The organism is Pseudomonas sp. FW215-R2 (assembly GCF_058789255.1).
Genome location: NZ_JBYTBO010000001.1, coordinates 58,315 through 84,204, shown reverse-complemented (window position 1 = coordinate 84,204; position 25,890 = coordinate 58,315). Strand labels below are relative to the sequence as shown.

At 62.5% G+C, this 25,890-nt stretch carries 25 protein-coding genes; 4 read left to right on the top strand and 21 right to left on the bottom strand.

Features of this window, described 5'->3' with window-relative positions:
- Nucleotides 1–204: 204 nt before the first annotated feature.
- From AC3WRD_RS00360 to cbiE, 21 genes are all read right to left on the bottom strand, one after another.
- Complete coding sequence (locus tag AC3WRD_RS00360) at nt 205–1,044, bottom strand: urease accessory protein UreD (protein ID WP_102620106.1); 840 nt, start codon at nt 1,042–1,044, stop codon at nt 205–207.
- A 43-nt stretch (nt 1,045–1,087) separates the two neighbouring features.
- Nucleotides 1,088–1,786: an urea ABC transporter ATP-binding subunit UrtE gene (gene urtE, locus AC3WRD_RS00355; protein ID WP_102620105.1), complete on the bottom strand. Its 699-nt coding sequence runs from the start codon at nt 1,784–1,786 to the stop codon at nt 1,088–1,090.
- Nucleotides 1,787–1,800: 14 nt separating this feature from the next.
- On the bottom strand, nt 1,801–2,670 hold the full coding sequence (gene urtD, locus AC3WRD_RS00350) for an urea ABC transporter ATP-binding protein UrtD (RefSeq protein ID WP_085711202.1): 870 nt from the start codon (nt 2,668–2,670) through the stop codon (nt 1,801–1,803).
- Entirely contained in the window at nt 2,667–3,746 is a 1,080-nt protein-coding gene (gene urtC / locus AC3WRD_RS00345) for an urea ABC transporter permease subunit UrtC (protein WP_102620104.1), read from the bottom strand. The genes urtD and urtC overlap by 4 nt, the downstream gene beginning before the upstream one ends.
- Entirely contained in the window at nt 3,746–5,248 is a 1,503-nt protein-coding gene (urtB, locus tag AC3WRD_RS00340) for an urea ABC transporter permease subunit UrtB (protein ID WP_102620103.1), read from the bottom strand. Before urtB ends, urtC begins: the two co-directional genes overlap by 1 nt.
- Before the next feature lie 142 nt (nt 5,249–5,390).
- Entirely contained in the window at nt 5,391–6,656 is a 1,266-nt protein-coding gene (gene urtA / locus AC3WRD_RS00335; RefSeq protein WP_102620102.1) for an urea ABC transporter substrate-binding protein, read from the bottom strand.
- Between the two features lie 225 nt (nt 6,657–6,881).
- Entirely contained in the window at nt 6,882–7,181 is a 300-nt protein-coding gene (locus tag AC3WRD_RS00330) for a 7(1) septoil knot domain-containing protein (protein WP_102620101.1), read from the bottom strand.
- 45 nt (nt 7,182–7,226) lie between these two features.
- Nucleotides 7,227–8,237 (bottom strand): FecCD family ABC transporter permease, encoded by a 1,011-nt coding sequence (locus AC3WRD_RS00325; protein WP_102620100.1) that lies wholly within the window; start codon nt 8,235–8,237, stop codon nt 7,227–7,229.
- Nucleotides 8,234–9,181: an ABC transporter substrate-binding protein gene (locus tag AC3WRD_RS00320; RefSeq protein WP_102620099.1), complete on the bottom strand. Its 948-nt coding sequence runs from the start codon at nt 9,179–9,181 to the stop codon at nt 8,234–8,236. The genes AC3WRD_RS00325 and AC3WRD_RS00320 overlap by 4 nt, the downstream gene beginning before the upstream one ends.
- Nucleotides 9,178–9,966 (bottom strand): ABC transporter ATP-binding protein, encoded by a 789-nt coding sequence (locus tag AC3WRD_RS00315; protein WP_096819763.1) that lies wholly within the window; start codon nt 9,964–9,966, stop codon nt 9,178–9,180. The genes AC3WRD_RS00320 and AC3WRD_RS00315 overlap by 4 nt, the downstream gene beginning before the upstream one ends.
- A 12-nt stretch (nt 9,967–9,978) precedes the next feature.
- The gene (locus AC3WRD_RS00310; RefSeq protein WP_102620098.1) at nt 9,979–12,105 is read right to left on the bottom strand and encodes a TonB-dependent receptor; all 2,127 of its coding nucleotides are present in this window, start codon (nt 12,103–12,105) and stop codon (nt 9,979–9,981) included.
- Nucleotides 12,106–12,267: 162 nt separating this feature from the next.
- The gene (locus AC3WRD_RS00305; RefSeq protein WP_102620097.1) at nt 12,268–13,647 is read right to left on the bottom strand and encodes a PepSY-associated TM helix domain-containing protein; all 1,380 of its coding nucleotides are present in this window, start codon (nt 13,645–13,647) and stop codon (nt 12,268–12,270) included.
- Nucleotides 13,648–13,727: 80 nt separating this feature from the next.
- Nucleotides 13,728–15,848: a TonB-dependent copper receptor gene (locus AC3WRD_RS00300; protein WP_102620096.1), complete on the bottom strand. Its 2,121-nt coding sequence runs from the start codon at nt 15,846–15,848 to the stop codon at nt 13,728–13,730.
- Between the two features lie 84 nt (nt 15,849–15,932).
- Nucleotides 15,933–16,379 (bottom strand): DUF2946 domain-containing protein, encoded by a 447-nt coding sequence (locus AC3WRD_RS00295; protein ID WP_102620095.1) that lies wholly within the window; start codon nt 16,377–16,379, stop codon nt 15,933–15,935.
- Nucleotides 16,380–16,400: 21 nt separating this feature from the next.
- On the bottom strand, nt 16,401–16,880 hold the full coding sequence (locus AC3WRD_RS00290) for a copper chaperone PCu(A)C (RefSeq protein WP_102620094.1): 480 nt from the start codon (nt 16,878–16,880) through the stop codon (nt 16,401–16,403).
- Nucleotides 16,881–16,928: 48 nt separating this feature from the next.
- Entirely contained in the window at nt 16,929–17,330 is a 402-nt protein-coding gene (locus AC3WRD_RS00285) for a DUF2946 domain-containing protein (protein WP_102620093.1), read from the bottom strand.
- A 97-nt stretch (nt 17,331–17,427) separates the two neighbouring features.
- Nucleotides 17,428–17,718 (bottom strand): addiction module antidote protein, encoded by a 291-nt coding sequence (locus tag AC3WRD_RS00280; RefSeq protein ID WP_085609233.1) that lies wholly within the window; start codon nt 17,716–17,718, stop codon nt 17,428–17,430.
- Nucleotides 17,719–17,721: 3 nt separating this feature from the next.
- Nucleotides 17,722–18,024 carry a type II toxin-antitoxin system RelE/ParE family toxin gene (locus AC3WRD_RS00275; RefSeq protein WP_102620223.1) on the bottom strand — a complete coding sequence of 101 codons (303 nt, stop codon included), beginning with the start codon at nt 18,022–18,024 and terminating at the stop codon, nt 17,722–17,724.
- 191 nt (nt 18,025–18,215) lie between these two features.
- Nucleotides 18,216–18,944 (bottom strand): cobalt-precorrin-6A reductase, encoded by a 729-nt coding sequence (locus AC3WRD_RS00270; RefSeq protein WP_102620092.1) that lies wholly within the window; start codon nt 18,942–18,944, stop codon nt 18,216–18,218.
- Nucleotides 18,941–20,038, bottom strand: coding sequence for a cobalt-precorrin-5B (C(1))-methyltransferase (locus tag AC3WRD_RS00265; RefSeq protein ID WP_102620091.1), 1,098 nt, complete (start codon nt 20,036–20,038; stop codon nt 18,941–18,943). The genes AC3WRD_RS00270 and AC3WRD_RS00265 overlap by 4 nt, the downstream gene beginning before the upstream one ends.
- Nucleotides 20,031–21,242 carry a precorrin-6y C5,15-methyltransferase (decarboxylating) subunit CbiE gene (cbiE, locus tag AC3WRD_RS00260; protein ID WP_102620090.1) on the bottom strand — a complete coding sequence of 404 codons (1,212 nt, stop codon included), beginning with the start codon at nt 21,240–21,242 and terminating at the stop codon, nt 20,031–20,033. The genes AC3WRD_RS00265 and cbiE overlap by 8 nt, the downstream gene beginning before the upstream one ends.
- A gap of 144 nt (nt 21,243–21,386) precedes the next feature.
- On the opposite strand from cbiE, the gene cobG reads away from it, so the two are divergent.
- From cobG to cobJ, 4 genes are read left to right on the top strand one after another with little or no spacing between them, the layout of a single operon-like run.
- Nucleotides 21,387–22,685, top strand: coding sequence for a precorrin-3B synthase (cobG, locus tag AC3WRD_RS00255; RefSeq protein WP_102620089.1), 1,299 nt, complete (start codon nt 21,387–21,389; stop codon nt 22,683–22,685).
- Nucleotides 22,678–23,304 carry a precorrin-8X methylmutase gene (locus AC3WRD_RS00250; protein ID WP_102620088.1) on the top strand — a complete coding sequence of 209 codons (627 nt, stop codon included), beginning with the start codon at nt 22,678–22,680 and terminating at the stop codon, nt 23,302–23,304. Before cobG ends, AC3WRD_RS00250 begins: the two co-directional genes overlap by 8 nt.
- The gene (locus tag AC3WRD_RS00245) at nt 23,301–24,035 is read left to right on the top strand and encodes a precorrin-2 C(20)-methyltransferase (RefSeq protein ID WP_371858307.1); all 735 of its coding nucleotides are present in this window, start codon (nt 23,301–23,303) and stop codon (nt 24,033–24,035) included. Before AC3WRD_RS00250 ends, AC3WRD_RS00245 begins: the two co-directional genes overlap by 4 nt.
- Nucleotides 24,035–25,738: a precorrin-3B C(17)-methyltransferase gene (gene cobJ / locus AC3WRD_RS00240; RefSeq protein WP_102620087.1), complete on the top strand. Its 1,704-nt coding sequence runs from the start codon at nt 24,035–24,037 to the stop codon at nt 25,736–25,738. Before AC3WRD_RS00245 ends, cobJ begins: the two co-directional genes overlap by 1 nt.
- Nucleotides 25,739–25,890 lie beyond the last annotated feature (152 nt).

The window sequence follows — 25,890 nt, the reverse complement described above, 5'->3', positions numbered from 1 at the left end:
AGTCAGTTGAATTCTTGTGTCTGAAACATTTCCAGCGGTCACCTCGGTCAGGTTCCCTCACTCTCCCGGAGGGGGGACTGATCTCGGTTGTTTGTTATGGCCGGGTCAGTCAGTAATTTTTTGAGACTGCAAAATTCTTTCCAGACAGCTCGGTCAGGCTCCCTCTCCCCTCCGGGGAGAGGGCGGGGGGTGAGGGGCTGGCCCTCAAGTACTCCAGATTCTCGGCGGCTGAGCTTCACGGCCGAGCAACGCAGGCCTGAGCAATCGCCACAGATCAATCAGCCATCCACGCGCCAGCAACGCTTCACTGGCCAGACAACGGGCGACCAAAAGTCCGGGAAGTTGCGTCAGATCCCCGCGCACGTCGTGGCCCAGCGAGCGGCAGCGCTCCAGCAGTTCGGCATCGATTTCGCCGGTCACCAACAACGTCGCAAACACCGGATTGCCATCCAGCCCGATCGGCGAATCGAGCAAGCCGTCATCACCGACGATGCGCTGACGCTCATGCCACAACAACCGTCCATCACGGCGAATATCCAGATGCGCCTGGAAATGCCCGAGGTCGAAGCGTTCACCACTGGCCGGACGACCCAACGCCACCACGTCCCAGTAGAACAGTCGTGCATCGCCTTCAAGATCGATCGAGGTCGTGAGTTCCGCCTGGGCGGCGCTGTAGACGATGGTTTCCTGGGGCAGCCACTCCAGTGTCGCGCCGGCGGCGACGTGCAGGTCCAGCGACTGATAAGCGGGGCCCGCCGCGCGATACCACTTGGCCGCGCCGGGGCTGGTGATCTGTGCCCAGGCGCCCTGTTCGACGCGGGCGCTGATGTCGAGCCGGTCACCGCCGGCAATCCCGCCCGGCGGGTGGACGATGATGTGCTGGCAGACCTCGGGCCCTTCGGCATACAGATGCTTTTGCACCCGCAACGGACCGAGGTGTCGGCGTCGGGTCGGCCGCGTGCAATCGCCGAAGCGGGCGTAGGCCAGCTCAAGCTCGGCATGCCAGCTCGGGGTAAACAGGGCAGTCGCTAAAGGTAAGTTCATGTTTTCTGATTATCGTTAGGACGCTACAGATTAGACCGTAACCTCAAATAGTCACCAGCCCGCGCACACCTTCGGCTTCCATATTTTCGCCACGGCCCTGCTGCACGATCTCGCCCCGGGACATCACCAGGTACTGATCGGCCAGTTCGGCGGCGAAATCGTAGAACTGCTCCACCAGCAGGATCGCCATGTCGCCTCGGGCGGCGAGCTTTTTGATCACCGCGCCGATTTCCTTGATCACCGACGGCTGAATGCCCTCGGTGGGTTCGTCGAGAATCAGCAGCCGTGGACGGCTGGCCAGTGCGCGGCCGATGGCGAGTTGTTGTTGCTGACCGCCGGACAGGTCGCCGCCGCGCCGCTGTTTCATTTGCAGCAGCACCGGGAACAGTTCGTAGATGAACGCGGGAACCTCTTTGGCTTCGCTGCCGGGAAAACGCGACAGGCCCATCAGCAGGTTTTCTTCCACGGTCAGTCGGCCGAAAATCTCCCGGCCCTGCGGCACGTAGGCGATCCCGGCGTGTACCCGTTGATGTGGCTTGAACGTGGTGATCGGTTTGCCTTCCCAGTTCACCGCGCCTTCCTTGGCCGGCAACAGGCCCATCAGGCATTTGAGCAACGTGGTCTTGCCCACGCCGTTACGGCCGAGCAGGCAGGTGACTTCGCCGATCTTCACGTCAAAGCTCAGGCCACGCAGGATGTGGCTACCGCCGTAGTACTGATGCAATTTGTCGACTTGCAGCATGTTGGAATTCCTCTTCAGCGCCCGAGATAGACTTCGATCACGCGCTCGTTGTCTTGCACCTGTTCCAGCGAACCTTCAGCCAGCACGCTGCCCTGGTGCAACACGGTGACGTGGTCGGCAATCGAGCCGACGAAGCCCATGTCGTGTTCCACCACCATCAGCGAATGCTTGCCCGCGAGCGACTTGAACAGCTCGGCGGTGAATTCGGTTTCGGCGTCGGTCATGCCCGCCACCGGTTCGTCGAGCAGCAGCAGTTGCGGGTCCTGCATCAGCAACATGCCGATTTCCAGAAACTGTTTCTGCCCGTGGGACAGCAGCCCCGCCGGGCGATTGACCGAGGTGGTCAGGCGAATGGTGTCGAGCACTTCGCTGATCCGGTCTTTCTGCTCGCCGCTCAACTTCGCCCGCAAACTGGCCCACACCGACTTGTCGGTTTTCTGCGCCAGCTCAAGGTTCTCGAACACGCTCAGGGCTTCGAACACCGTGGGTTTCTGGAACTTGCGACCGATGCCGGCCTGGGCGATCTGTACTTCGCTCATTTGCGTCAGGTCGAGGGTTTCGCCGAACCACGCCTTGCCATGACTCGGGCGGGTCTTGCCGGTGATCACGTCCATCAGCGTGGTCTTGCCCGCGCCGTTGGGGCCGATGATGCAGCGCAGTTCGCCGACGCCGATGTACAGGTTCAGAGCGTTCAGCGCCCGGAAACCGTCGAAGCTGACGCTGATGTCTTCCAGGGTCAGGATCGTGCCGTGACGGGTGTCGAGGCCCGGACCGACGCGTTGTCCGAGGCCGATCGAGTCGCGGCTGGTGCCTTCGTCCTTGTTGGGCTCCACCGGGAAAAAGGCCGGTTCCAGCATGAATTCAGCGCTCGCCGTGACTCTCATGATTCACCTCGTTTCTTCAGCAGACCGATCACGCCTTTGGGCAGGTACAACGTCACGACGATGAACAGCGCGCCGAGGAAGAACAGCCAGTATTCGGGGAACGCCACGGTGAACCAGCTCTTCATGCCGTTGACCACACCGGCGCCGAGCAGCGGGCCGATCAGGGTGCCGCGCCCGCCAAGCGCCACCCACACGGCGGCCTCGATCGAGTTGGTCGGCGACATTTCGCTCGGGTTGATGATCCCCACCTGCGGTACGTACAGCGCGCCGGCCAATCCGCACAACACCGCGCTCAACACCCAGACGAACAGCTTGAAACCACGCGGGTCGTAGCCGCAGAACATCAGGCGGTTTTCCGCATCGCGAAGCGCTGTCAGCACCCGGCCGAACTTGCTGCGCGCCAGCCGCCAGCCGATGAACAGGCTCGCCACCAGCAGCAACACCGTCGCCAGAAACAGCACCGCGCGGGTGCCGGGTTCGGTGATGCCGAAACCGAGGATCGTGCGGAAATTGGTAAAGCCGTTGTTGCCGCCGAAACCGGTCTCGTTGCGGAAAAACAGCAGCATCCCGGCGAAGGTCAGGGCCTGGGTCATGATCGAGAAATACACGCCCTTGATCCGCGAGCGGAAGGCGAAGAAGCCGAACACCAGCGCCAGCAACCCCGGCGCCAGCACCACCAGGCACATCGCCCAGAGGAAGTTGCCGGTGCCGCTCCAGTACCACGGCAATTCGCTCCACGACAGAAAGGTCATGAACGCCGGCAAGCCATCACCGGCAGCCTGACGCATCAGGTACATGCCCATCGCATAACCGCCGATGGCGAAGAACAGACCGTGGCCCAGCGACAGCAGACCGGCATAACCCCAGACCAGATCCAGCGCCAGGGCGACGATGGCGTAGCAGAGAATCTTGCCGACCAGCGTCAGGGTGTAAGCCGAGACATGCAGCGCACTGTCTGCCGGCAACAACGACAGCAGCGGCAGGGCGATCAGCAACGCGAGAACAACGGCACCGACAGCGTTGGAAACTTTGGGGCCGGCCTTTTGCGTGGCCGTTACGAGTAGAGGCTGGTTCATCAGTCGATCACCCGTCCTTTCAGTGCGAAGAGGCCTTGCGGACGTTTCTGGATGAACAGAATGATCAGCGCGAGGATCAGGATCTTGCCGAGCACCGCACCGATCTGCGGTTCGAGAATCTTGTTGGCGATGCCCAGGCCGAACGCGGCGAACACGCTGCCGGCCAATTGGCCGACGCCACCGAGCACCACCACCAGGAATGAATCGATGATGTAGCTCTGGCCGAGGTCCGGGCCGACGTTGCCGATCTGGCTCAGCGCCACGCCGCCGAGCCCGGCGATGCCCGAGCCGAGACCGAAGGCGAGCATGTCAACACGCCCGGTCGGCACGCCGCAGCAGGCGGCCATGTTGCGGTTCTGGGTGACCGCTCGCACGTTCAGACCGAGGCGAGTCTTGTTCAGCAGCAGCCAGGTCAGCACCACCACAAACAGGGCGAAGGCGATGATCACGATGCGGTTGTACGGCAGCACCAGATTCGGCAGCACCTGAATCCCGCCGGACAGCCATGCAGGGTTTGCCACTTCAACGTTCTGCGCACCGAACACCAGACGCACCAACTGAATCAGCATCAGGCTGATGCCCCAAGTGGCGAGCAGGGTTTCCAGTGGGCGACCGTAGAGGTGGCGAATCACCGTGCGCTCCAGTGCCATGCCGATGGCGGCGGTAACGAAGAACGCCACCGGCAGCGCGATCAATGGATAGAACTCGATGGCCTGCGGTGCGTAGCGCTGAAACATCAACTGCACGACGTAGGTCGAGTAGGCACCGAGCATCAGCATCTCGCCGTGGGCCATATTGATCACACCCAGCAGGCCGAAGGTGATCGCCAGGCCCAGCGCCGCGAGCAACAGAATCGAGCCGAGGGACATGCCGCTGAAGGCCTGGCCGAGCAGTTCGCCGATCAGCAGTTTGCGCTTGACCTGGGCGAGGCTGGTTTCGGCGGCGGTGCGCACATTGGCGTCAGCCTCGACGCCGGGTTCGAGCAAACCTTCGAGGCGAGTGCGGGCCAACGGGTCGCCGGTTTCACCGAGCAGACGCACGGCCGCGAGGCGTACTGCCGGGTCAGTGTCGACCAGTTGCAGGTTGGCCAGCGCCAGGCTCAGGGCGGCGTGGACGCTTTCGTCTTTTTCGCCAGCCAGTTGCTGGTCGAGGAATTTCAGCTGCGCCGGTTTGGCGCTTTTCTGCAATTGCTGCGCGGCAGTCAGACGGGTTTTGGCGTCGACGGCGAGCAATTGGTGGCTGGCCAGTGCGGTGTCGATCAGACCCCGCAGGCGGTTGTTCAGGCGCAGGGTTTTGGGTTGGCCGTCGACGGTCAGTTCGCCTTGTTGCAGGGCGTTGATCAGTTCGACACGGGCCGGATCGGGCTGCGCGGCCCAGGCTTCCAGCAGTTTTGCCTGTTGCGTCGGGTTGGCGGCAACGAAGTCTTCGGCGTCGCTGGCGTGTGCGGCCATCGGCAGTAAAAGTACGAGGGCCAGGACCAAGCGGTAAAGGGCAGTGGACATAACGGGCGTTCCTGTATTGATCGTTCCCACGCTCTGCGTGGGAATGCCTCAACGGACGCTCCGCGTCCGCTTTTGGGACGCAGAGCGTCCCCGGCTGCATTCCCACGCAGAGCGTGGGAACGATCAGGTTGAGCGGGTTAACTCAGTTGCTCTTCACCGCATACTCCGGCTTCTTGTCGTTGCCCGGAATGAACGGACTCCAGGGCTGCGCACGAATCGGCCCCTCGGTCTGCCACACCACGTTGAACTGACCGTCGGCCTGGATCTCGCCGATCATCACCGGTTTGTGCAGGTGGTGGTTGGTCTTGTCCATGGTCAGGGTGTAGCCGGACGGCGCGGCGAAGGTCTGGCCGCCGAGGGCTTCGCGGACCTTGTCGACGTCGGTGGACTTGGCTTTCTCCGCCGCCTGCGCCCACATGTGGATGCCGACGTAAGTGGCTTCCATCGGGTCGTTGGTCACGGCTTTGTCGGCGCCCGGCAGGTTGTGTTTCTTCGCGTAGGCTTTCCAGTCATCGACGAACTTCTTGTTCACCGGGTTCTCCACCGACTCGAAGTAGTTCCACGCTGCGAGGTTGCCCACCAGCGGTTTGGTGTCGATGCCGCGCAGTTCTTCTTCGCCCACCGAGAACGCCACCACCGGTACGTCGGTGGCCTTCAGGCCCTGGTTGGCCAGCTCCTTGTAGAACGGCACGTTGGAGTCGCCATTCACGGTGGAGATCACCGCCGTCTTGCCGCCGGCCGAGAACTTTTTGATGTTGGCGACGATGGTCTGGTAATCGCTGTGGCCGAACGGGGTGTAGACCTCTTCGATGTCTTTATCCGCTACGCCTTTGGAATGCAGGAACGAACGCAGGATCTTGTTGGTGGTGCGCGGGTACACGTAGTCGGTGCCGAGCAGGAAGTAGCGCTTGGCGCTGCCGCCTTCTTCGCTCATCAGGTATTCAACTGCCGGGATCGCTTGCTGGTTTGGCGCGGCGCCGGTGTAGAACACGTTCGGCGACATCTCTTCGCCTTCATATTGCACCGGGTAGAACAGCAGGCCGTTGAGTTCTTCGAACACCGGCAGCACCGATTTGCGCGACACCGAGGTCCAGCAACCGAACACCACCGCGACCTTGTCCTGAGTCAGCAACTGCCGGCCCTTTTCCGCGAACAGCGGCCAGTTCGACGCCGGGTCGACCACCACCGGTTCAAGCATCTTGCCGTTCACCCCGCCCTTGGCGTTGATCTCGTCGATGGTCATCAACGCCATGTCTTTGAGCGATGTTTCGGAGATCGCCATGGTGCCGGACAACGAATGCAGAATCCCGACCTTGATGGTCTCGGCGGCCTGTACCGTCCAGGTCATGCCCATCGCGGCAATGGATGCCGTGAGTGTGAAAGCCTTGATCAAACTGCGACGCTTCATTGTGCGATCTCCACGAACGTTAAAGTTTTTTATGGTTGGCAGATGCGAACGACTGAAGGGTGTTTTGCAAGGGCTGTGCCCGGTCGGGATCGGGCAGCAAAAGGTCGGTTTAGAGCGGTTGTGCGCAGGGGCGGCGCACCAGGAGGGGACAGACGGCAGGGTGTGGTGCGGGGAAGTGCTTCATTGTGGTGCTGCCGCGAGGCGGCAGCGGGGATGCGTGACAGATCAGTTCACGCCAGGCCAGGAGTCCACGTACTTGATGGTGAAATCAGGGTAAGAGTCGACGATCTGAATCTTGTAATCGGGATACTGATCAACGATCTGCCATTTGCCCACCGAGTCTGGCCACTGAGTGACTTGCTTCACTTTCAGATCTGGCCAGGAGTTATCGATCTTTACTTTGTAATCCGGGTACGAGTTGACGAACTGGATCTTGCCGTAGATCTTCGAGACATCGACGGTCGTATCGGCCAGCACCGCGCTGGATCCCACAAACAGCAACGCGACAACAGCTGCTTTCAACATGACACTCATCCTGAGAAAAAATCGGGGGCGCAGTCTAAAGCAGGCTCAGCGGCGGCGCATCAGGCCGATGAAGAACAATCCGCCGAGGGCAGCGGTGGCAACACCAATGGGCAAGTCTTCGGGGGCGATCAGCGTGCGTGCGGCGACGTCCACCCAAACGAGGAAGACGCTGCCGAGCAACACGCACACCGGCAGCAGACGCCGGTGCTCGGCACCGATCAAGCGCCGCGCAATGTGCGGCACCATCAGCCCGACAAACCCGATTGAGCCGCTGATCGACACCAGTACCCCGGTCATCAGTGAAGCAATCACGAACACCCGCAGACGTACCGCCCGCGCGTTCAGGCCAAGGGTGACGGCAGTCTGTTCGCCAGCCATCAAAGCGTTCAATGGCCGAGCCATGCCCAGCAGCAGAATCAGCCCGAGCAACACGCTGAGCGCCGGCACCGCCAACAACTCCCAGCGCGCCAGGCCGAGGCCGCCGAGCATCCAGAACATCACCGCCGAACTGGCGCGATGATCGCCCATGAACAGCAGCAGGTTGGCGATCGCCATCATCACGAACGACACCGCCACGCCACACAGCAGCAGGCGATCACTGTCCAGTCGTCCGTGACGGTTGGCGATGCCCAGTACCAGAAACATGCTCAACAACGCGCCGATAAACGCGGCAATCGGCAAGGTCAGCAGACCGACGATTTCGCCGACGTGCAGCACCACGATCACTGCGCCGAGGGTCGCGCCGGAGGTAACGCCGAGCAGGTGCGGGTCGGCCAGAGGGTTACGCGTCACCGCTTGCAGCACTGCACCGATCAACGCCAGCCCGGCGCCGACCAGTGCACCGAGCAACATGCGCGGCACGCGGATCAGCCAGACGATGTGTTCCTGGCCGGCGCTCCAGTCCGGCACGCCGAGGCCGAGCAGTTTGTGCAGCAGAATCCGCCACACCACGTCCACCGGCACCCGCGCCGGGCCGAAGCCCAGCGACACCACGCACGACACCAGCAGCACCGCGCCGAGAGCGATCAGCAGCCAGGCGTAACGACGATTGATCATTCGCCGTGGAACCCTTTGGCCAGAGTTTCAACCGCCAGCACGTTGTCGATCCCCGGCGTGGCCTGCACGTAAGGGATGACGATGAAACGCTGGTTCTTGATCGCGTCCACCGATTGCAGCGCCTTGTTCTTCAGCAGAAATTCAATCTTCTGTTCGGCGGTGATTTCGCTGTAGTCGACGATCACGATCACCTGCGGATTGCGCTCGACCACGGTCTCCCAGTTGACCCGGGTCCAGCTCGCATCGACGTCATCGAGAATGTTGCGCCCACCAGAAGCGTCGATCAGCGCTTGCGGCATGCCGAGGCGACCGGAGGTCATGGCGCGGTCTTCGCCGCTGTCGTACAGGAACACCCGTGGCTTCTCGGCGGGCAGGTCTTTGCGGATGTCGGCGACGTGACTTTGCATGTCGGCGATCAGTGCGTTGGCGCGGTCCTGCACGTCGAAGATTCTGCCGAGGTTGCGCAGGTCGTTGTAGGTGTCTTCCAGCGTGGCGGCCGGGCGCTTCATCACGAAGGCGCAGGATTCGGTCAGCTCATAGACGTTGATGCCCAGCGGTTGCAGGGTCTGCGGGGTGAGATCGCCACCGACGCGCATGCCGTAATCCCAGCCGGCGAAGAAGAAGTCGACGTTGGCGTTGAGCAGGGTTTCCACCGACGGGTATTTGGCCGCCAGTTCCGGCAGGCCATCGAGCAGCGATTGCATTTCAGGCGTTACCGACTTCCAGCCGCTGACGCCGCTGTAGCCGGCCATCTTCGACTTGAGGCCGAGGGCGAGCATCATCTGGGTCATGTTGATGTCGTGGCTGACCGCGTGTTTCGGCGCTTCCTTGAAGGTCACTTCGCGGTTGCAGCTGTGGATCGTCAGCGGGTACTTGGTGGCCTCGGCGAAGGCTTGGGTGGTGCCCAGCAACAGGGCGAGGCAAAGCAGGGAGCGCACAGTCATGGTCGGGTTATCCAGGTGATTCGCGGGTAGCCGTGGAGGGGGTGGGAATCGATCAGTGCTTCGACGCCGAACACGTCGCGCAGCAATTCAACCGTGAGGACTTCTTGCGGGGTGCCGCTGGCGACGATGCGACCGTGGTTGATCACATACAAACGGTCGCAGAACGCGGCGGCGAGGTTCAGGTCGTGAATGCTTGCCAGGGTGCCGATCTGCAAGCGCTTGACCAGTTGCAGCAGCTCCAGCTGATAGCGCGGGTCGAGGTGGTTGGTCGGCTCGTCGAGGATCAGCAGTTGCGGTTGCTGGGTCAGGGCGCGGGCGAGGATCACGCGTTGTTTTTCACCGCCGGACAGCGTGGCGAATGCGTGGTCTTCGAAACCATCGAGGCCCACGGATTTGAGGGCCTGGGTGGCGAGGTGGCGGTCTTCCAGCGTGTCGCCATCGAACAGGCCTTTGTGCGGCGTGCGGCCCATGGCGACCACTTCTTCGACGGTCAGGCCGAAGGCGTCGGGGAATTCCTGCAAGACCACGGCGATGCGTTGCGCGCACCAGCGTGAAGATTGCTTCCAGACGTTGTGATGATCGAGTCTGACCTCACCGTGCTCCGGCTGGCTGAAGCGGTAGGCGCAGCGCAACAGGCTGGTCTTGCCGCTGCCGTTGGGCCCGATCAGCCCGACGAACTCACCGGCGGCCACTTGCAACGAGGCGTCACGCAGCTGGAACTGGTGATGGCAGTGGTCGTGGCCCAGTGGGGACCATCTCAGGTCGGTGAGGGTCAGGGAGGTCATTTCGTTCCTGTTCTAGAAGGTGTAGTCAGCTGTGACAAAGAACGAACGAGGCTCACCCAGAATCCACTGCTGCCCCTCATTGTATTGGCTTTGCGCATAGGTCCGGTCAAACAGATTGTTCACCTGTAACCCCAGCGTGGTGTTGCGCAGGGCTTTCCACGACAGCGTCGCATCGACCACGGTGTAGCTCGGCAGTTCGTTGCGGTTGGCCATGTCGGCGTAGCGCGCATCGACATAACGCACGCCGGCGCCGGCTTTCAGGTCATCGGTCAGCGCCTTGCTCAGCCACAGGTTCGCCGTGCGACGTGGCACGTCCACCGGGCGATTGCCGTTGCGCGACACCGGCACGCCGCCGACCACCTCTTCGAAATCGTCGTACTTGGCTTTAACGATGGCGGCGTTGGCTTGCAGTTGCCAGGCGTTTGGCAGTTGCAGATCGAAGCTGGCTTCCAGGCCGTTCGACGATTGCTGGCCGACCTGCTGCTTGAGCGTCGGGTTGCCCGGATCGTCGGTCAGCAGCTTCTTCTTCACGATGCGATACGCCGCCAGCGTGAATTCGCCACGTTGATCCCAGAACAGCTGCTTCATGCCGATCTCGGTTTGCCGCGCGGTGGACAAGTCGTATTGCTGCTGGCTCGGGCTCAGAGAAATCAAACCGCCGATGCCATCGGTGCTGGTAGCGACCTGACCGTAGAACGAGGTGTCCTGCGTCAACGCGAACACCAGCCCGGCCTTCCAGTTGTTGCCGGTCAGGGTCTTGTCGCTCTGGCTGCCGTCGACCAGGTTGTTGCGATCCACGTGCACGTAGTCGCGGCGCACGCCGGTCACCAGCGACCAGCGCTCGCTCAGTTGCGTGCGGTTTTCGGCGAACACCGACATCTGTCTGGTGGTGCTGTCGAACTGATCGCGATACGGGTCGGCGCTCTCGAAGTAACCGGTTTGCGGGTGGTACAGATCCAGCGGTTGGCCGTTCGGCAACACGTCGTTGAACGGCGAGTTGCTGTTGAGCTGGAAGCGGATGCGGTTGTAATCGACGCCGGTCACGGTCTGGCTGTCGAGGCCGAACAGCGAATGCTTGAAGGTGAAAGTCTGGCGGTCGCCGACCTGTTCCTGTTTGTGGCCGATGCCGAAGTAACCGCTGCGGCTGAGTTGTTGGCTGCCAGCGTCGAAGTTGTAGTTCTCGGCGTTCTGCCAGCGGCGCTGAGCCTTGAGGTAATACAGCTCGTTGCTGGCGTTGACCGCGTCGTTGATCTGCCAATCGGTGGTCAGGCGTGTCCATTGATCGTTGTAGTGCTGCTTGTCGTTGCGCACGTTGTAGTTCTTGTTGCGCAGGCTGTCCTTCAACTGGCCGTTGATCAGCGGTGTGCCGAAGTAGTTCTGCGGGCGTTGGTCGCCGTAATCGTGGGCGAGGGTGAAGGTCAGATCATCGGTGGCCTGCCAGCGCAGGGCGGCGCTGATGAAGTCGCTGGACGAGTCGCCGCGATCGATCCAGCCGTTGCTGCGCAGGCGGTTGAGGTTGAGGCGATAGCTCAGGGTGTCGGTCAGCGAACCGCCGCTGTCGAACGCCTGTTGCTGGCTGTCGAACGAGCCGTAACCGACGCGCACGTGGTTTTCGATTTCGCCTTCGAACGGTTTCTTCGGGATCACGTTGACCACCGCACCGGTCGCGCCTTCGCCGTACAGCACCGAGGCCGGGCCGCGCAGGACGTCGACGCGCTCCACCGACCAGGTGTCGACCGGGAACGTCACGGTGCCCATGCCGGTGTACATCCGGTTGCCGTCATACAACTGCATCACCGAACTCTGCCCGGTAAAGCCCCGGGCCTGCAACGAAGTGCCGCCATCGCCCGGCGTGCCGGTTCGGCTGATGCCGGTGCTGCGCGACACCGCGTCCTGCACGCTGCGGTCGCCACGAGCGCGGACTTGCTCGCCGCTCAGGCTTTCGACGCTGGCCGGGGTTTCCATCGCGCTGAGGTTCAGGCGCGAGCCGGCGCTGGTCGGCGTGGTCAGGCTGACGGTCTGGTCGTCATTGGCCAGAGCCGTGATGGTGCCGGTGGGCAGCGTCAGCGGCGCGCTATCGGCGTGGGCGCTGTTGTTCAGGGCGAACAGGCAGAGGCTGGACAAGAGGTACTTGTTCATCGGGGCGGTGAATCACTTCTTCAAAATAAAAGCCCGCAGGCTCATGGCAATGCATGGCTGCGGGCAGAGCAGCAAGTTAGTGTTATACAGTAACACTAAAAATTGCCGGAGTTTAAGCCCCGGCAGTTTAAAGATCTGTCTAGGTCGCGCATCTCGCCTGTTTCATGATGAAGTTGAGGCAGATTCAGCTTGCCGGCCCAGACGCGACAACAGCAGCCGATCCAGCAACCACACCACCACCAGCGAAGCGCCCACCAGTGGAAACACCACCGCCAGAACCAGCATGATCGCCACGCCGGTTTTCCATTTCGGCAGATCGTGGCGCAGCGGTGGTACGCCGAATTTTCCTTGCGGGCGACGCTTCCACCAGATCACCACGCCGCTGACGGCGCTGAGCAGAATCATCAAGCAGATCAGCAGCACGATGATCTGGTTGAAGGTGCCGAACATCTTGCCTTCGTGGAGCATCACGCCGATTTCCGTGGCCCGGGCGACGGCGCCGTATTGCTCGAAACGCACGTCAGCCAGAACCTTGCCGGTGTACTGATCGATGTGCAGGGTCGCATCGTTGCGTGGGTCGTCGGCGAACACCGCAATGGTGAACACGCCGGTGGCGGTGGTCGGCAGGGTGATGCTGTAGCCCGGCTCGACCTTGCGCTCGATGGCGATGTTCTGCACGTCCTGCAGGCTGATGATCGGCGCGGCGGGGCCGTGTTGCATGCCGCCGTGGGCCATGTGTTCGGCGTGGTCGCCGGACATCGGCATCGGGGTGTTTTCCATGGCCCAGGGTACGGTCTGGCGCGCGGCGTTGTTGAGGCTGCCGGCTTCGACGTCGGAGGTCGGCACGTTGTCCCACATCGCCGCCGGGAACACGTTCCACACCTGGGCGTATTGCTTGCCCCAGAACCCGGTCCAGGTCATGCCGCTGAGCAGCATCACCAGCAGCAATGCCGCACCCCAGAACCCGGTAACGGCATGCAGATCACGCCACAGAACGCGACCGCGACTGTTCAGGCGTGGCCACAGTATTCCGGCGGCCTGACCTCGCGGCCACCACAGGAAAACCCCGGACACTACCAGCACCACGCCCCAGCCGGCGGCGAGTTCGATCAGCCGGTCACCGACGGTGCCGATCATCAATTCGCCGTGGATCGCCCGGGCGAGCGCTTGCAGGTTCTGCTTGGCGTCCTGCTCGCCGAGGATGTCGCCGTGGTACGGATCGACAAACACGTTCAGCTCATGGCCGGCGTTCTTCACCACGAATTGCGCGCTGCGCTCGGCGTTCGCTGGCGGCAGGTACTGGGTGACCTGGCCTTGTGGATAAGCGCTTTTGACCTTTTGCAGCAAGTCATCGGCCGGCACGGTGTGATGCCCGGCGGGGACGTTCAGCAGGCTGCTGTACATCAGCGAATCGAGTTGCGGCTTGAACAGGTAAATGATGCCGGTCAGGGCCAGCATCACCATGAATGGCGCGACGAACAATCCGGCGTAGAAATGCCAACGCCAGGCCAGGTTGTAGAAATTCGGTTTGGGCTGTTTCATCACGAGTGCTCCGCTTGGCTTGGATCTTCTAGTTGTCTGTTGTCACTCGCTCCCTCAAGGAGAGCGAGTGCCCTTGAGGGTTAGAAACTCATGTCCACCTTGGTCCAGAGCGTGCGCCCCGGTTCATTGATGGCTTGCGGGTCGTTGGCCGGGTAGCCGAATCCGGCGTTGCCCGCCAGGTTGAGGTGTTCGGCGTAAGCCTTGCCGAACAGGTTGTCGACGCCGGTACTGACCTTCCAGTTTTTGTTGATCCGATAGGCACCGTTGAGCGAGAACACGCCGAAGCCCGAACTCTTGTCGTAATCCTTGCCGACCACGTTGCCCTTGTTCTGGTCGATACGGTTTTGCGCGGCAACCACCCTCCACAGTGCGCCGGCGCTCCAGTTGTCTTCGCTGTAGGTCAGGCCGAAACGTGCATCCAGCGGTGGCATTTGCGGCAGTGCCTTGCCGTCGCTGCTGTTCTTGCCCCAGGCGTAGGCCAGGGTCGCATCGGCTTTCCAGTGGTCGGTGAGTTTGTAAGCGGCACCGAGTTCACCGCCCATGATCCGCGCGTCGATGTTCTCGGCGCGGGAGGTGCTCATGCCCATCATCGTCGGGGTGTAGTCGAACAGGATGTAGTCGCGCACCACGCCGATGTAGCCCGAGGCCCAGGCTTCGAGGTCAGCGTCCTTGTAGTTCACGCCGAAGTCGAGCTGAGTGGTTTTTTCCGGTTTGATCGAATCGAACGCATTGACCGAGCCGGCCGGGCCGGACTTGGGCGAAAACAGCTCCCAGTAATCCGGGAACCGCTGGGCGTGGCCGAGACCGGCGTAGAGCGTGGTCGGGCTGTCGGCCAGGTCATGCTCGTAACGGATGAAACCGCTCGGCAGGGTGTCGGCGCGGGTATCGCCTGCGGTCGGGTTCGGGCGGGACATCATTCCCGATCCGGTGGTCTGCCGATAATCCTTGGCCGAGGCACGGTCGACCCGGGCGCCAGTGATCAGGCGGTCACGGTCGGCGGCGTACCAGGTCATTTCGCTGAATACCCCGTAGTTATGGAAGTCGGCGTCCTTGTTGCGCGGCAGATCCTTGTAGGCGTCGATGCCCATGGCCGCGCGCTGACGGTGTTCGTTGGTCTGCGCATCGAGGCCGGTGATCAGCTGGATATCGGCCCAGCGCCAGGTCGCCTTGATCCGCGCACCGAGGGTGCGGCGGTCGACGTTGGACGCCATGGGACCTGCCATCATCCCGGTGCCGGATGGTGTGCGCAGGGTGTAGTTGTCCATCACGTGGTCGGCGTAGTTGTAGTAGACCTGCGCTTCGAGCTTCTCCAGCACATCGGTGATGTTGGATTGCTCGAAGCGCAGGCCGAGGCTTTCACGCAGGAATTGCGAGCCGTCCATGCCGCGCCCGGCGTAGCGCGCTTCGCCGTCGCCCTTGCCGGCGGTCAGCTCCAGCAAGGTGTCGGCATCCGGGGTCCAGCCCACTGCCACGTCGCCGTTCCACTTGTCATAGCGCGAGGCGACGGTGTCGTTGTTGCCATCGCGGTAGTCATCGGAATGCGCGGTGTTGCCGATCACGCGCACATAACCCAGCGAGCCGCCGGCCGCCGCATCGACGACTTTGTCGAAGCGTCCGTTGGAGCCGGCCAGCACGCTGGCATTCACGCGGGTGCCGAGTTCGCCGAAGCTCTCTGGCTCGCGGTCGAACAGGACTGTGCCGGCCGATGCGCCCGGTCCGTAGAGTACGGTTTGCGGGCCTTTGATCACGGTGAGTTTGTCGTAGGTCTCGGGCGAGATGTACGAGGTCGGCGCGTCCATCCGGCCGGGGCAGGCGCCGAGCATCATGCTGCCGTTGGTGAGGATGTTCAGACGTGAACCGAACATGCCACGCAGCACCGGATCACCGTTGGTGCCGCCGTTGCGCACCAGCGCGAAGCCGGGAATCGTTTTCAGATAGTCGCCGCCATCGCTGGCCGGCACCGGTTGGCGCGGGTCTTTCGGGTTGGTGACGATGGTCAGCGGCGAACTCGGGGCGATGGCGGTGATCACCGTCGGGCTCAGTTCTTCTGTGTGGCCGGCGTGTTCATCGGCGTGGACCAGCGGGGACAGCAGAACGCCGCAAAGGACGGCGGTAGCGTGCCTGAAACGGATACGCGATTCGTTCAGGGCGAAGGACTCCGGGGCAGAACCCGAGCGTGGGACAGCAGAAAACCTGGACATGACAATTTCCATCAAACAGTCGTAAACGACACGGCCGGCAGCCTGAAGCTGTCTTCTCAACCGTGTGCAATCAGAGGTGGGTGTTTACGCTGCGACGGGCGGGGCGCGGGTGCGGGCGCCAGGGAAGAACGTTTGCCGGGCATGGCCCAGACGTGGGGAGGGCGTGGTGAAGGTGTTGACGTGGGCGATGCTGAACGTGGCAAAACTGCCGCCACCGGTCAGTGCCGGGCAGTTGAACAGCAGGCTGCAATAGCCGCATTTTTCCCACAACACATGGTGCGACGATTGCGGCGAGCAGTGTTCGGCCGAGGGTTTCGCTTCATGCGCGGAATGATCCATGCCCGCCATGTCCATCGACATGTCCATGCTCATCGGCATCGAAGTCGAGGCGTGCTGATCCATCGGCATCGACTGAGAAATCAGCGGGCCGATGAAGATCATCAACATGGCGAACAGGGCAATCCAGCTGCCGCGTGTCAGGTGTTCAGTCTGACGGCGTTGCACGGACGACCTGGCGCTGCGCGGGCGCATGGGCGGAGTCTGCCGAAGGGGTTACTGGGCGTGCGCGTGTTCCGGCATGTCTTGCGGTGGCTTCTTCTGCACGGCCACTTCGACGGTCACGTTACCGGCCTTTTCAAAGTGCAGGGTCAGCGGGAAGCGCTTGCCATCGGTCAACAGACTGCGGTCGGTCGGATTCATCAGCATCACGTGATAGGCCATCGGCGCGAAGGTCACGCTTTCGCCGGCCGGGATCGACACGTTCGGCACCTGTTGCATCTTCATCAGATCGCCCTGCATCACGTGTTCGTGCAGTTCGGCAGTCGGGGCGATGGGCGAATCCACGCTGAGCAGACGGTCAGCGGTCTTGCCGCCATTGTGAATGATGAAATACGCGGCAACCGTCGGCGCATTCGGCGGCAGTTCCTGCGACCACGGGTGGGCGATTTCCAGCTCGCCGGCCTTGTATTCGTGGGCATGGGCGAAGCACGCAGGCAGCAACAGCGCAGCGATGACGATGAATTTGTTCAACATGGCAGTTCTCCAGAACGATTTGAAACGCAGGTCAAATGCGGGAACAAATCAAACCAGAGGAGAGGCGCGGGGATTGAGGCTCGGCCATTGCTGGCGCGGTGTCGGGGATTGCAGCAAGGCGGGCGCCACACTGCGATTGCTTTCGTATCGGGCGAAGTACAGCTGCGGCGAATGCCCCGGCAACGCCACCACCGGCGCCGATCCGGAACAGCACCAGCAATGCTGCATGGTCGAATGATTGTCACCGCTTTGCGGTGCTTTCTGATCGAGGCTGCCGATGTCGATCGCCACCATCTTCGTCCCGCTGCCGGTGCAGAAACTGCTCCACAGCAACTGTTCGGCCGGCGTTTGCGCCGCCTGCGCCATGGCACCCGTCAACGGCATGGCGAGCATGTTGAACAGCACTGCGAAGCAGGCGATCCAGGCAAATGCGAGCCGGTGTCGGTTCATGGGACAGGTCCGTAGGGTGGGCGATCAGGCGCGGCTATTTAGCCTGATCAGGGCCGATAAGTAAAAAAGCGTCGTGCGGTTTGGTGTCGCAGAGGATTCAGCCTGCTACGGCATGCAGCCGCAAACCCAGCGCCTTCATGACTTTCATGATAGTCGCGAATTCCGGATTTCCAGTGCTGCTCAGCGCTTTATAAAGGCTTTCACGACCCAGACCTGCATCTCGCGCAACCTGAGTCATGCCTTGGGCGCGGGCAATGTCATTAAGCGCTGCACGGATGAGAACGCCATCGCCAGCATCTTCGTCAAAACAAGCGTCCAGGTAAGCCGCCATTTCCTCGGGCGTTTTCAGAAATTCTGCAGCGTCGAAGCGGGTGAATTTTTCGGTCATGACTTACTCCTCATTACCGATGCTTTGCGCCATCCGGATGGCGCGTTTGATATCTCGTTTTTGTGTCGACTTGTCGCCCCCCAGCAGTAGCAGATAAATCACGTCACCTTTACGTGTGAAGTACATCCTGTAGCCGGGACCGTAATGAACACGCATTTCATAAACGGCACTGCCAACGAACTCGCAATCACCCATGTTTCCATGCTCTGCACCTCGAATTCTGGCGATGATTCGAGCTTTGCCATTGGTGTCTTTCATCGAGTCGAGCCAATCGGCAAATGCAGGGGATCGTTCAAATTCGATCATGTCGAAATCGTATTCCTTGGGATACAGACTGACAAGCCGCATTTTTCTTGAGCGCTGCAGTGCGCTTCAAGAATTTGCTCGCTGCAAATCTGTGGGGATTAAAGGAATCGAAATCTTGGGGTGAGGTGGCAAGAACGAACAGTCAGATGCTTCCTGAAAATTTGCCGGTCAAATCAAGGATTAGCTCGAAATCAGGAATTATCTGACGTAGAGAGGGCTTCCAGGACTTCAGACGTGCTCATGAACTCCCGATCAACCCCCGCCAACTCCGGCCGCTTCAACACCATCACCGGCACCCCAAGCTCCCGCGCCACTTCCAGTTTCGGCTCGGTTGCGGTGCTGCCGCTGTTCTTGCTGATCAGCACGTCGATCTGCCGCCGTTCGAACAGTGCCCGCTCATCCTCCAGCAGAAACGGCCCACGGGCGCCGATCACTTCGCAGCGTTCGTTGCCGGGGTAGACGTCGAGGGCGCGCAGGGTCCAGAACTGGTGCGCAGGGATTTCATCGAGGTGCTGAAGCGGTTCGCGGCCAAGGGTAAACAGCGGGCGGCGGAAGGGTTCGAGGGCGGTGATCAGTTCGGCCCAGTCGGCGACTTCGCGCCAGTCATCGCCGGGTTGCGGTTGCCACGCCGGGCGGCGCAGGGCCCAGCAGGGGATGCCGGTGAGTTGTGCAGCGGTGGCGGCGTTCTGACTGATTTGTGCGGCGTACGGATGGGTCGCGTCGAGTAAAAGTGTGATGCCTTCGTCGCGAATGAACTGCGCCAGACCTTCGGCGCCACCGTAGCCGCCGACGCGTACCTGGCACGTCAGATCGGTCGGCACCCGGCCCACTCCAGCCAGGCTGTAAATGTGTTCCGGCCCCAAAGTGCGCGCGATGGTCAACGCTTCAGTCACGCCGCCCAGCAACAAAATCCGTTTCATACAAAAGCCCCCGCATGGCCAACGATGCCGCCCTGACGATCAATCGCAAACACCTCGACCTGCACCTGAGCCGGCACCACGCTGCGGGCAAACTCCAAGGCGTGGCGGCAAACTTCATCGCCGAGGGCAACGCCAGCCGCACTGGCCATCGCCAATGCCTGCTGGCTGGTGTTCGCTTCGCGAATGGCTTGCTGCAACGCATCGTCAGCGCCAATCGCCGCGGCCCATTCGGCCAGTTGCGGCAGGTCGATGCTCGAATGGCGCGAGTGCAGATCCATGTGCCCGGCCGCCAGTTTGCTGATCTTGCCGAAGCCGCCGCACAGGCTGAGTTTATCCACAGGCACTTTGCGCAGGTGCTTGAGTACGGCGCCGACGAAGTCGCCCATTTCGATCAGGGCGATTTCCGGCAGGTCGTAGACCCGGCGCATGGTGTCTTCGCTGGCGTTGCCGGTGCAGGCGGCGATGTGCAGGTAGCCGTTGGTTTTTGCCACGTCGATGCCTTGATGGATCGAGGCAATGTACGCCGCACAGGAAAACGGCCGGACGATGCCGCTGGTGCCGAGGATCGACAGGCCGCCGAGAATCCCCAGGCGCGGGTTCATGGTTTTCAGCGCCAGGGCTTCGCCGCCCTCGACATTCACCGTCACCTCGAAGCCGCCGCGATAGCCGGTTTCTTCGGCGAGCAATGTCAGGTGATCGCTGATCATTTTTCGCGGCACCGGGTTGATCGCCGGTTCGCCGACGGCCAGCACCAACCCCGGCCGAGTGACGGTGCCGACGCCTTTGCCGGCGATGAAGCGGATACCCGGCTCGGCCATCAGTTGCACGCGGGAGTAGAGCAGGGCGCCATGCGTCACGTCCGGGTCGTCGCCGGCGTCCTTGAGGGTTCCGGCTTCGGCGCCGTTCTCGGTCAGCCGACAGAACTCCAGGCGCATCTGCACCTGCTTGCCCTTGGGCAATACGATCTGCACGGCGTCCGCCACCACTCCACCGAGCAACAGGCGCGCGGCGGCGAGGCTGGTGGCGGTGGCGCAGCTGCCGGTGGTCAGGCCGCTGCGCAGGGGCGCAGGTTGTTCGGCGGTTTCGTCACGCATCGAGGGGTTTGACCAGATCGAGCAGGGTGATCGGCAAGGCCTGACGCCAGGTGTCGAACTCGCCCAGCGGCTGCGCCTGGGCGATGTGGATGCGGGTCAACTCGCCGCCATGGCGTTCGCGCCAGCTCATCAAGGTCATTTCGCTTTGCAGGGTCACGGCGTTGGCCACCAGTCGGCCGCCGGGTTTCAGTTGCTCCCAGCAGGTTTCCAGCACGCCTTCGCGGGTAACGCCGCCGCCGATGAAAATCGCGTCCGGACGTTCCAGCCCGGCGAGGGCTTGCGGTGCACTGCCGCGAATCAGTTGCAGACCGGGAACCCCCAGCGCATCGCGGTTGTGTTCGATCAGTTGTTGTCGGCCTTCATCGGCTTCGATGGCCAGGGCGCGGCAACTCGGGTGAGCGCGCATCCACTCGATACCGATCGAACCGCTGCCGGCGCCGACGTCCCACAGCAGTTCGCCCGGTGTCGGGGCGAGGCGGGCGAGGGTGATGGCGCGCACGTCGCGCTTGGTCAATTGTCCGTCATGTTTGAAGGCTGAATCCGGCAGGCCGGCGAGACGCGACAGACGCGGTGTCTGCGGATCGGCGAGGCACTCGATGGCGATCACATTGAGATCGGCAATGTCTGGGTCGTTCCAGTCGTTGGCGGTGCCGTCGATCCGGCGTTCGGCGCTGCCGCCCAGATGTTCCAGAACACTCAGGCGACTGGGGCCGAATCCACGCTCGCGCAGCAATGCCGCAACGGCGGCCGGGCTCTGTCCGTCATTGCTCAACAGCAACAGGCGCACGCCGCTGGACAACCGACCATTGAGGGCCGCCAGCGGGCGGGCCACCAGCGAAAGGATGCTGACCTCCTGCAATGGCCATCCCAGCCGGGCGGCCGCCAGCGAACACGAGGACGGCGCCGGCAGCACCAGCATTTCGGTGTCCGGAACCTGTCGTGCCAGGCTTGCGCCAACGCCGTAGAACATCGGATCACCGCTGGCCAGCACGCACACCGCTTCGCCACGGCGCTCGAGAACCGGGGCCAGAGAAAACGGGCTCGGCCACAACTGGCGCTCGCCACGGATGCACACCGGTAACAGATCCAGCTGACGCTGACCGCCGATGATCCGCGAAGCGCCCATCAGGGCGCGTCGGGCATTTTTGCCCAGGCCCTTGAAGCCGTCTTCACCGATTCCTACTACTGTCAGCCAGGGTGACATCTGTAGCCCCTCAAAAAAGTGTCCGCAAACGCGCCGTTCCGACGGGCAGACTTTTCATGCCGTCGGACAAAGCAGGCATAATACCGCGCCTTCGCCCGCGAAGCGCCTTTCCCACAGAGCTGCCAGCCCTTGAACGAACGCCCGATGTCCAACGCCATACGCCCCTCGGCCTGTCCGGGGTTGCTGCGTATCGTCCAGGCGCTGGATGGCGGTATCTGCCGGATCAAGCTCGATGGCGGTTCGATCTCGGTCGATCAGGCCGATGCGGTGGCCAATGCCGCCGAGCGGTTTGCCGGCGGGGCGATCGAGGCGACCAACCGGGGCAATCTGCAGATTCGCGGCATCGGCGATCAGTCCGCCGCGTTGATCGACAGCCTGCTGGCCGCCGGGCTCGGGCCGCGAACCGCGACGGGCGACGATGTGCGCAACCTGATGCTCAGTCCGGCCGCCGGCACCGACCGGCAGATGCGCTTCGATACCCGTCCATTGGCCGGGCAGATCCTCGAGACCCTGCAACGTCATCCGCGTTTCCATGAGTTGAGCGCCAAGTTCGCCGTGCAACTGGATGGCGGTGAAGCGCTGGCGATGCTCGAACATCCCCACGATCTGTGGTTGTCGGCATACGAAGATCGCGGCGATACGCTGTTGGCATTTGGTCTGGCGGGTTGCCCGACGGATCGACCGCTGGCCGCCGTGACGCTTGCGGATGGACATGCGCTGGTGGTCGCGGTGCTGGAGTTGTTCCTCGAACTGGCCCGACCGGAGCAGACACGAATGCGCCATCTGCTGGATGAATGCCCGGCGCCGATGTTCCTCGAAAAACTCGGTCAGCGGATCAGCCTGCTAGCTGTAGGTGATTGGCAACGTGGAGCCGTGCAGGAAGGCTTGCACATCGGCATTCATCCTCAGCAAGTGGCAGGTCAGGTCTATGTCGGTGCTGTACCGGCGCTCGGTCGTCACGATCCGGACATGCTGCGAGGTGCCGCGCAATTGGCCAGAACCTTTGGCGACGGCAGCCTCCGTTTCACACCCTGGCAAAGTCTGTTGCTGCCCAATGTGCGGGAAGCGGACTCAGTCCAAGTGCTTGATGCTCTGAGCAAGCTGAACCTGCTGACCCAGACCGAAGACCCGCTGTCACACCTGATCGCCTGCACCGGCTCCAACGGTTGCGGCAAAGGCCTGGCCGACACCAAACACGATGCCCGCCTGCTGGCTACGCTGTTGCCACACGCCGTGGATGTGCACCTGTCCGGCTGCTTGCGTTCCTGCGCCGCCGCACACCGGGCGGCGGTGACTCTGCTGGCGGTCGGCCCCGGTCACTACGATCTCTATTTTCGCGATGCAGCTCTGCCGGGTTTCGGCGCGCTGCACGCCCACAACCTTACTATCGAAGCGGCCGCGACCCTGCTCGCCGCCCGCTCACGGAGCCCCCTTGATGCTTGATTACATCCGCGACGGTCAGGAGATCTATCGCAACTCCTTCGCGATCATTCGCCGCGAGGCCAACCTCTCGCGCATCCCGACCGACCTGGAAAAACTCGCGGTGCGGGTGATTCACGCCTGCGGCATGGTCGAGGCCATCGACGGGCTGCAATTCTCCGAAGGCGCGGGCAAGGCCGGGCGCGATGCGCTGGCCGCTGGCGCGCCGATCCTGTGCGATGCGCGGATGGTCTCCGAAGGCGTGACCCGTGCGCGCCTGCCGGCCAACAACGAGGTGATCTGCACCCTGCGCGACGACAGCGTGCCGGAGCTTGCGCGTGAACTGGGCAACACTCGCTCGGCAGCGGCGCTGGAACTGTGGCGTCCGCACCTGGAAGGCAGCGTGGTGGTGATCGGCAACGCGCCGACCGCGCTGTTCTATCTGCTGGAAATGCTCGACGCCGGCGCTCCGAAACCGGCGCTGATCCTCGGCTTCCCGGTGGGCTTCGTCGGTGCTGCCGAATCCAAGGCCGAGCTGGCCGCCAACAGCCGTGGCGTGCCGTTCGTGATCATGCAAGGCCGCCTCGGCGGCAGCGCCATGGCCGCCGCTGCCGTCAATGCCCTCGCCACGGAGATCGAATGATGCAGGCTAAAGGACGTTTGATTGGCCTGGGCGTCGGCCCCGGTGATCCGGAACTGATTACCGTCAAGGCCCTGCGCCTGCTGCGCGAATCGCCGGTGGTGGCGTATTTCGTGGCCAAGGGCAAGAAGGGCAACGCGTTCGGCATCATTGAAGCGCACCTGCAGGATGCGCAGAACCTGCTGCCGCTGGTGTACCCGGTGACCACCGAAGTGTTGCCGGCGCCGCTGTCCTACGAACAGGTGATCAGCGATTTCTACGATGACGCTGCCGAGGAAGTGGCCGCGCATCTGGATGCCGGTCGCGACGTGGCGGTGATCTGCGAAGGCGACCCGTTCTTCTACGGCTCCTACATGTACCTGCACGATCGCCTCGCCAGCCGTTACGAAGCCGAAGTGGTGCCGGGCGTTTGCTCGATGCTTGGCGGTGCTTCGGTGCTGGGCGCGCCGCTGGTGTATCGCAATCAGAGCCTGTCGGTGCTGTCCGGCGTGCTACCTCACGAAGAACTCAAGCGTCGTCTGGCCGATGCCGATGCGGCGGTGATCATGAAGCTGGGGCGCAACTTCCCGAAAGTGCGTGACGTTCTGGCAGAACTGGGCCTGTCCGAGCGTGCGCTGTACGTCGAGCGCGCAACCATGGCCAATCAGAAGATCGTGCCGCTGGATGAGGTCGAGCCGATGTCGTCGCCGTACTTCTCGCTGATCATTGTTCCCGGCGAACGGTGGCAAGGCTGATGACCCATTCCACACCGGCCATCGTCATTCTCGGCCAGGGCGCGCTGGCCACGGCCCGTCGCCTTCAGCAGGTCTATCCGGCTGCGCAGATCCACGGGCTCAAAGGACGTGTCGAAGGGGCTGATCTGACTTACAGCGAGTTCGGCGCAACCCTGCGCGAGCTGTATCAACAAGACACGCCGATCATTGCCCTGTGCGCGGCGGGCATTGTCATCCGCACGCTGGCGCCACTGCTGCTGGAAAAAGGCGTAGAGCCACCGGTGCTCGCCGTGGCTGAAGATGGCAGCGCCGTGGTGCCGCTGCTCGGCGGCCTGGGCGGGGTGAATGTCATGGCCCGTGAGATGGCGGCTGCACTTGAAGTGGCAGCGGCGATCACCACCAGCGGCGAGTTGCGCTTTGGCACCTGCCTGCTCAACCCGCCCGGCGGTTATGCCCTCGGCGATCTGGAGCAGGGCAAGCGTTTTGTGTCCGATCTGCTTGCCGGCCACAGCGTGCGCATCGATGGCGCCGCGCCTTGGCTTGAGCAGGCGCAACTGCCGGAAGATTCACAGGCGCAGCGCTCGATTCACGTCGGCAGCGACGCCCGCGTGGCGAGCGCCAGTGAGTTGCTGATTTATCCGCGCAGCGTGGCGGTGGCGGTCGGTGCCGATGTGGCCGACCTGCCGGATGCGATTCGCAATGCGTTGCGGCAGGCCGGTGTGGCGATTCAATCGCTGGCCTGTCTGGTGGCGGCTGACGTTCAGATGGCCAGCCCGGCATTGCGTGAAGCAGCGCTTGAATTGGCGGTGCCGCTACGCTTTGTTGCGCCAGCGAGTGACATCGCGGAGCTGGCAATCCATGCCGTCCCAGACGCTCGAATCATCACAGCATCCCACGACATTGCCATCGCCGTGGCCGAACAGCCGCTGGATGTTTCGCAGGTCGGTCGTCCGCGTGGACGTCTGGCCGTCATCGGTCTCGGGCCGGGTGCCGCCGAGTTGATGGTGCCGGCAGTGAAGGCCGAACTGGCCCGGGCTACCGACGTGCTGGGTTACGAAACTTACGTGCGTATGGCCGGCCCGTTCCGCGACGATCAGGTGCAGCACTGCACCGATAACCGCGAAGAAATGCAGCGCGCTCGCCATGCCTTCAGACTGGCCGCTCAGGGCCGTTCGGTGATTGTGGTTTCGTCCGGTGATCCGGGCGTGTTCGCCATGGCGGCGGCGGTGCTTGAGGCGTTGCACGAGTCGACGGATTCGGCGTGGCACAGCGTCGATCTGGAAATCCTGCCGGGTGTTTCCGCGTCGCTCGCCACCGCCGCTCAGGCCGGTGCGCCGCTGGGCCACGACTTCTGCGTGATGTCGCTGTCGGACAACCTCAAGCCGTGGTCGATCATCGAAAAACGCCTGGACCTGGCCGCCGAGGCGGATCTGGCGTTGGCGTTCTACAACCCGATCTCCCGCGCCCGTCCGTGGCAACTGGGGCGAGCGCTGGAAATCGTTGCGCAACACCGCACACCGCAAACGCCAGTAGTGCTGGGCCGTGATATCGGCCGGCCGGGGCAGACGCTGCGAGTGACGACGTTGGGCGCGCTGACACCGGATCAGGTCGACATGCGCACGATGGTGCTGATCGGTTCGTCCACCACCTGTACTTTCCCTCGCAGCGAGGGCGGTGAGTGGGTGTATACGCCGCGTTGGTATGGGGAAAAACCGGCCGGATGACAGCGCTTTTGTAATCCGTTTTGTTTCTCTACATGGATGTCAATAACAAGGCCGCGAATGAAAGTTCGCGGCCTTGTCTGTTTTTGCGTGGCCTGTTTTCGGAATCATATTTAATTGTTGTAAAAAATCTTGAGCTGATGTTGTTGGGTGTT

Excerpts from the sequence above, each read along its gene's own strand:
- AC3WRD_RS00290 (WP_102620094.1), bottom strand. The coding sequence starts at position 16,880 with ATGTTGAACAAATTCATCGTCATCGCTGCGCTGTTGCTGCCTGCGTGC.
- AC3WRD_RS00250 (WP_102620088.1), top strand. The coding sequence starts at position 22,678 with ATGCTTGATTACATCCGCGACGGTCAGGAGATCTATCGCAACTCCTTC.
- AC3WRD_RS00295 (WP_102620095.1), bottom strand. The coding sequence starts at position 16,379 with ATGCGCCCGCGCAGCGCCAGGTCGTCCGTGCAACGCCGTCAGACTGAA.
- AC3WRD_RS00305 (WP_102620097.1), bottom strand. The coding sequence starts at position 13,647 with ATGAAACAGCCCAAACCGAATTTCTACAACCTGGCCTGGCGTTGGCAT.
- urtB (WP_102620103.1), bottom strand. The coding sequence starts at position 5,248 with ATGTCCACTGCCCTTTACCGCTTGGTCCTGGCCCTCGTACTTTTACTG.
- cobJ (WP_102620087.1), top strand. The coding sequence starts at position 24,035 with ATGACCCATTCCACACCGGCCATCGTCATTCTCGGCCAGGGCGCGCTG.
- AC3WRD_RS00265 (WP_102620091.1), bottom strand. The coding sequence starts at position 20,038 with ATGCGTGACGAAACCGCCGAACAACCTGCGCCCCTGCGCAGCGGCCTG.
- AC3WRD_RS00330 (WP_102620101.1), bottom strand. The coding sequence starts at position 7,181 with ATGTTGAAAGCAGCTGTTGTCGCGTTGCTGTTTGTGGGATCCAGCGCG.
- urtE (WP_102620105.1), bottom strand. The coding sequence starts at position 1,786 with ATGCTGCAAGTCGACAAATTGCATCAGTACTACGGCGGTAGCCACATC.
- AC3WRD_RS00360 (WP_102620106.1), bottom strand. The coding sequence starts at position 1,044 with ATGAACTTACCTTTAGCGACTGCCCTGTTTACCCCGAGCTGGCATGCC.
- urtC (WP_102620104.1), bottom strand. The coding sequence starts at position 3,746 with ATGAACCAGCCTCTACTCGTAACGGCCACGCAAAAGGCCGGCCCCAAA.
- AC3WRD_RS00315 (WP_096819763.1), bottom strand. The coding sequence starts at position 9,966 with ATGACCTCCCTGACCCTCACCGACCTGAGATGGTCCCCACTGGGCCAC.
- AC3WRD_RS00280 (WP_085609233.1), bottom strand. The coding sequence starts at position 17,718 with ATGACCGAAAAATTCACCCGCTTCGACGCTGCAGAATTTCTGAAAACG.
- AC3WRD_RS00285 (WP_102620093.1), bottom strand. The coding sequence starts at position 17,330 with ATGAACCGACACCGGCTCGCATTTGCCTGGATCGCCTGCTTCGCAGTG.
- AC3WRD_RS00275 (WP_102620223.1), bottom strand. The coding sequence starts at position 18,024 with ATGATCGAATTTGAACGATCCCCTGCATTTGCCGATTGGCTCGACTCG.
- AC3WRD_RS00245 (WP_371858307.1), top strand. The coding sequence starts at position 23,301 with ATGATGCAGGCTAAAGGACGTTTGATTGGCCTGGGCGTCGGCCCCGGT.
- urtD (WP_085711202.1), bottom strand. The coding sequence starts at position 2,670 with ATGAGAGTCACGGCGAGCGCTGAATTCATGCTGGAACCGGCCTTTTTC.
- AC3WRD_RS00325 (WP_102620100.1), bottom strand. The coding sequence starts at position 8,237 with ATGATCAATCGTCGTTACGCCTGGCTGCTGATCGCTCTCGGCGCGGTG.
- urtA (WP_102620102.1), bottom strand. The coding sequence starts at position 6,656 with ATGAAGCGTCGCAGTTTGATCAAGGCTTTCACACTCACGGCATCCATT.
- cbiE (WP_102620090.1), bottom strand. The coding sequence starts at position 21,242 with ATGTCACCCTGGCTGACAGTAGTAGGAATCGGTGAAGACGGCTTCAAG.
- cobG (WP_102620089.1), top strand. The coding sequence starts at position 21,387 with ATGTCCAACGCCATACGCCCCTCGGCCTGTCCGGGGTTGCTGCGTATC.
- AC3WRD_RS00310 (WP_102620098.1), bottom strand. The coding sequence starts at position 12,105 with ATGAACAAGTACCTCTTGTCCAGCCTCTGCCTGTTCGCCCTGAACAAC.
- AC3WRD_RS00320 (WP_102620099.1), bottom strand. The coding sequence starts at position 9,181 with ATGACTGTGCGCTCCCTGCTTTGCCTCGCCCTGTTGCTGGGCACCACC.
- AC3WRD_RS00270 (WP_102620092.1), bottom strand. The coding sequence starts at position 18,944 with ATGAAACGGATTTTGTTGCTGGGCGGCGTGACTGAAGCGTTGACCATC.
- AC3WRD_RS00300 (WP_102620096.1), bottom strand. The coding sequence starts at position 15,848 with ATGTCCAGGTTTTCTGCTGTCCCACGCTCGGGTTCTGCCCCGGAGTCC.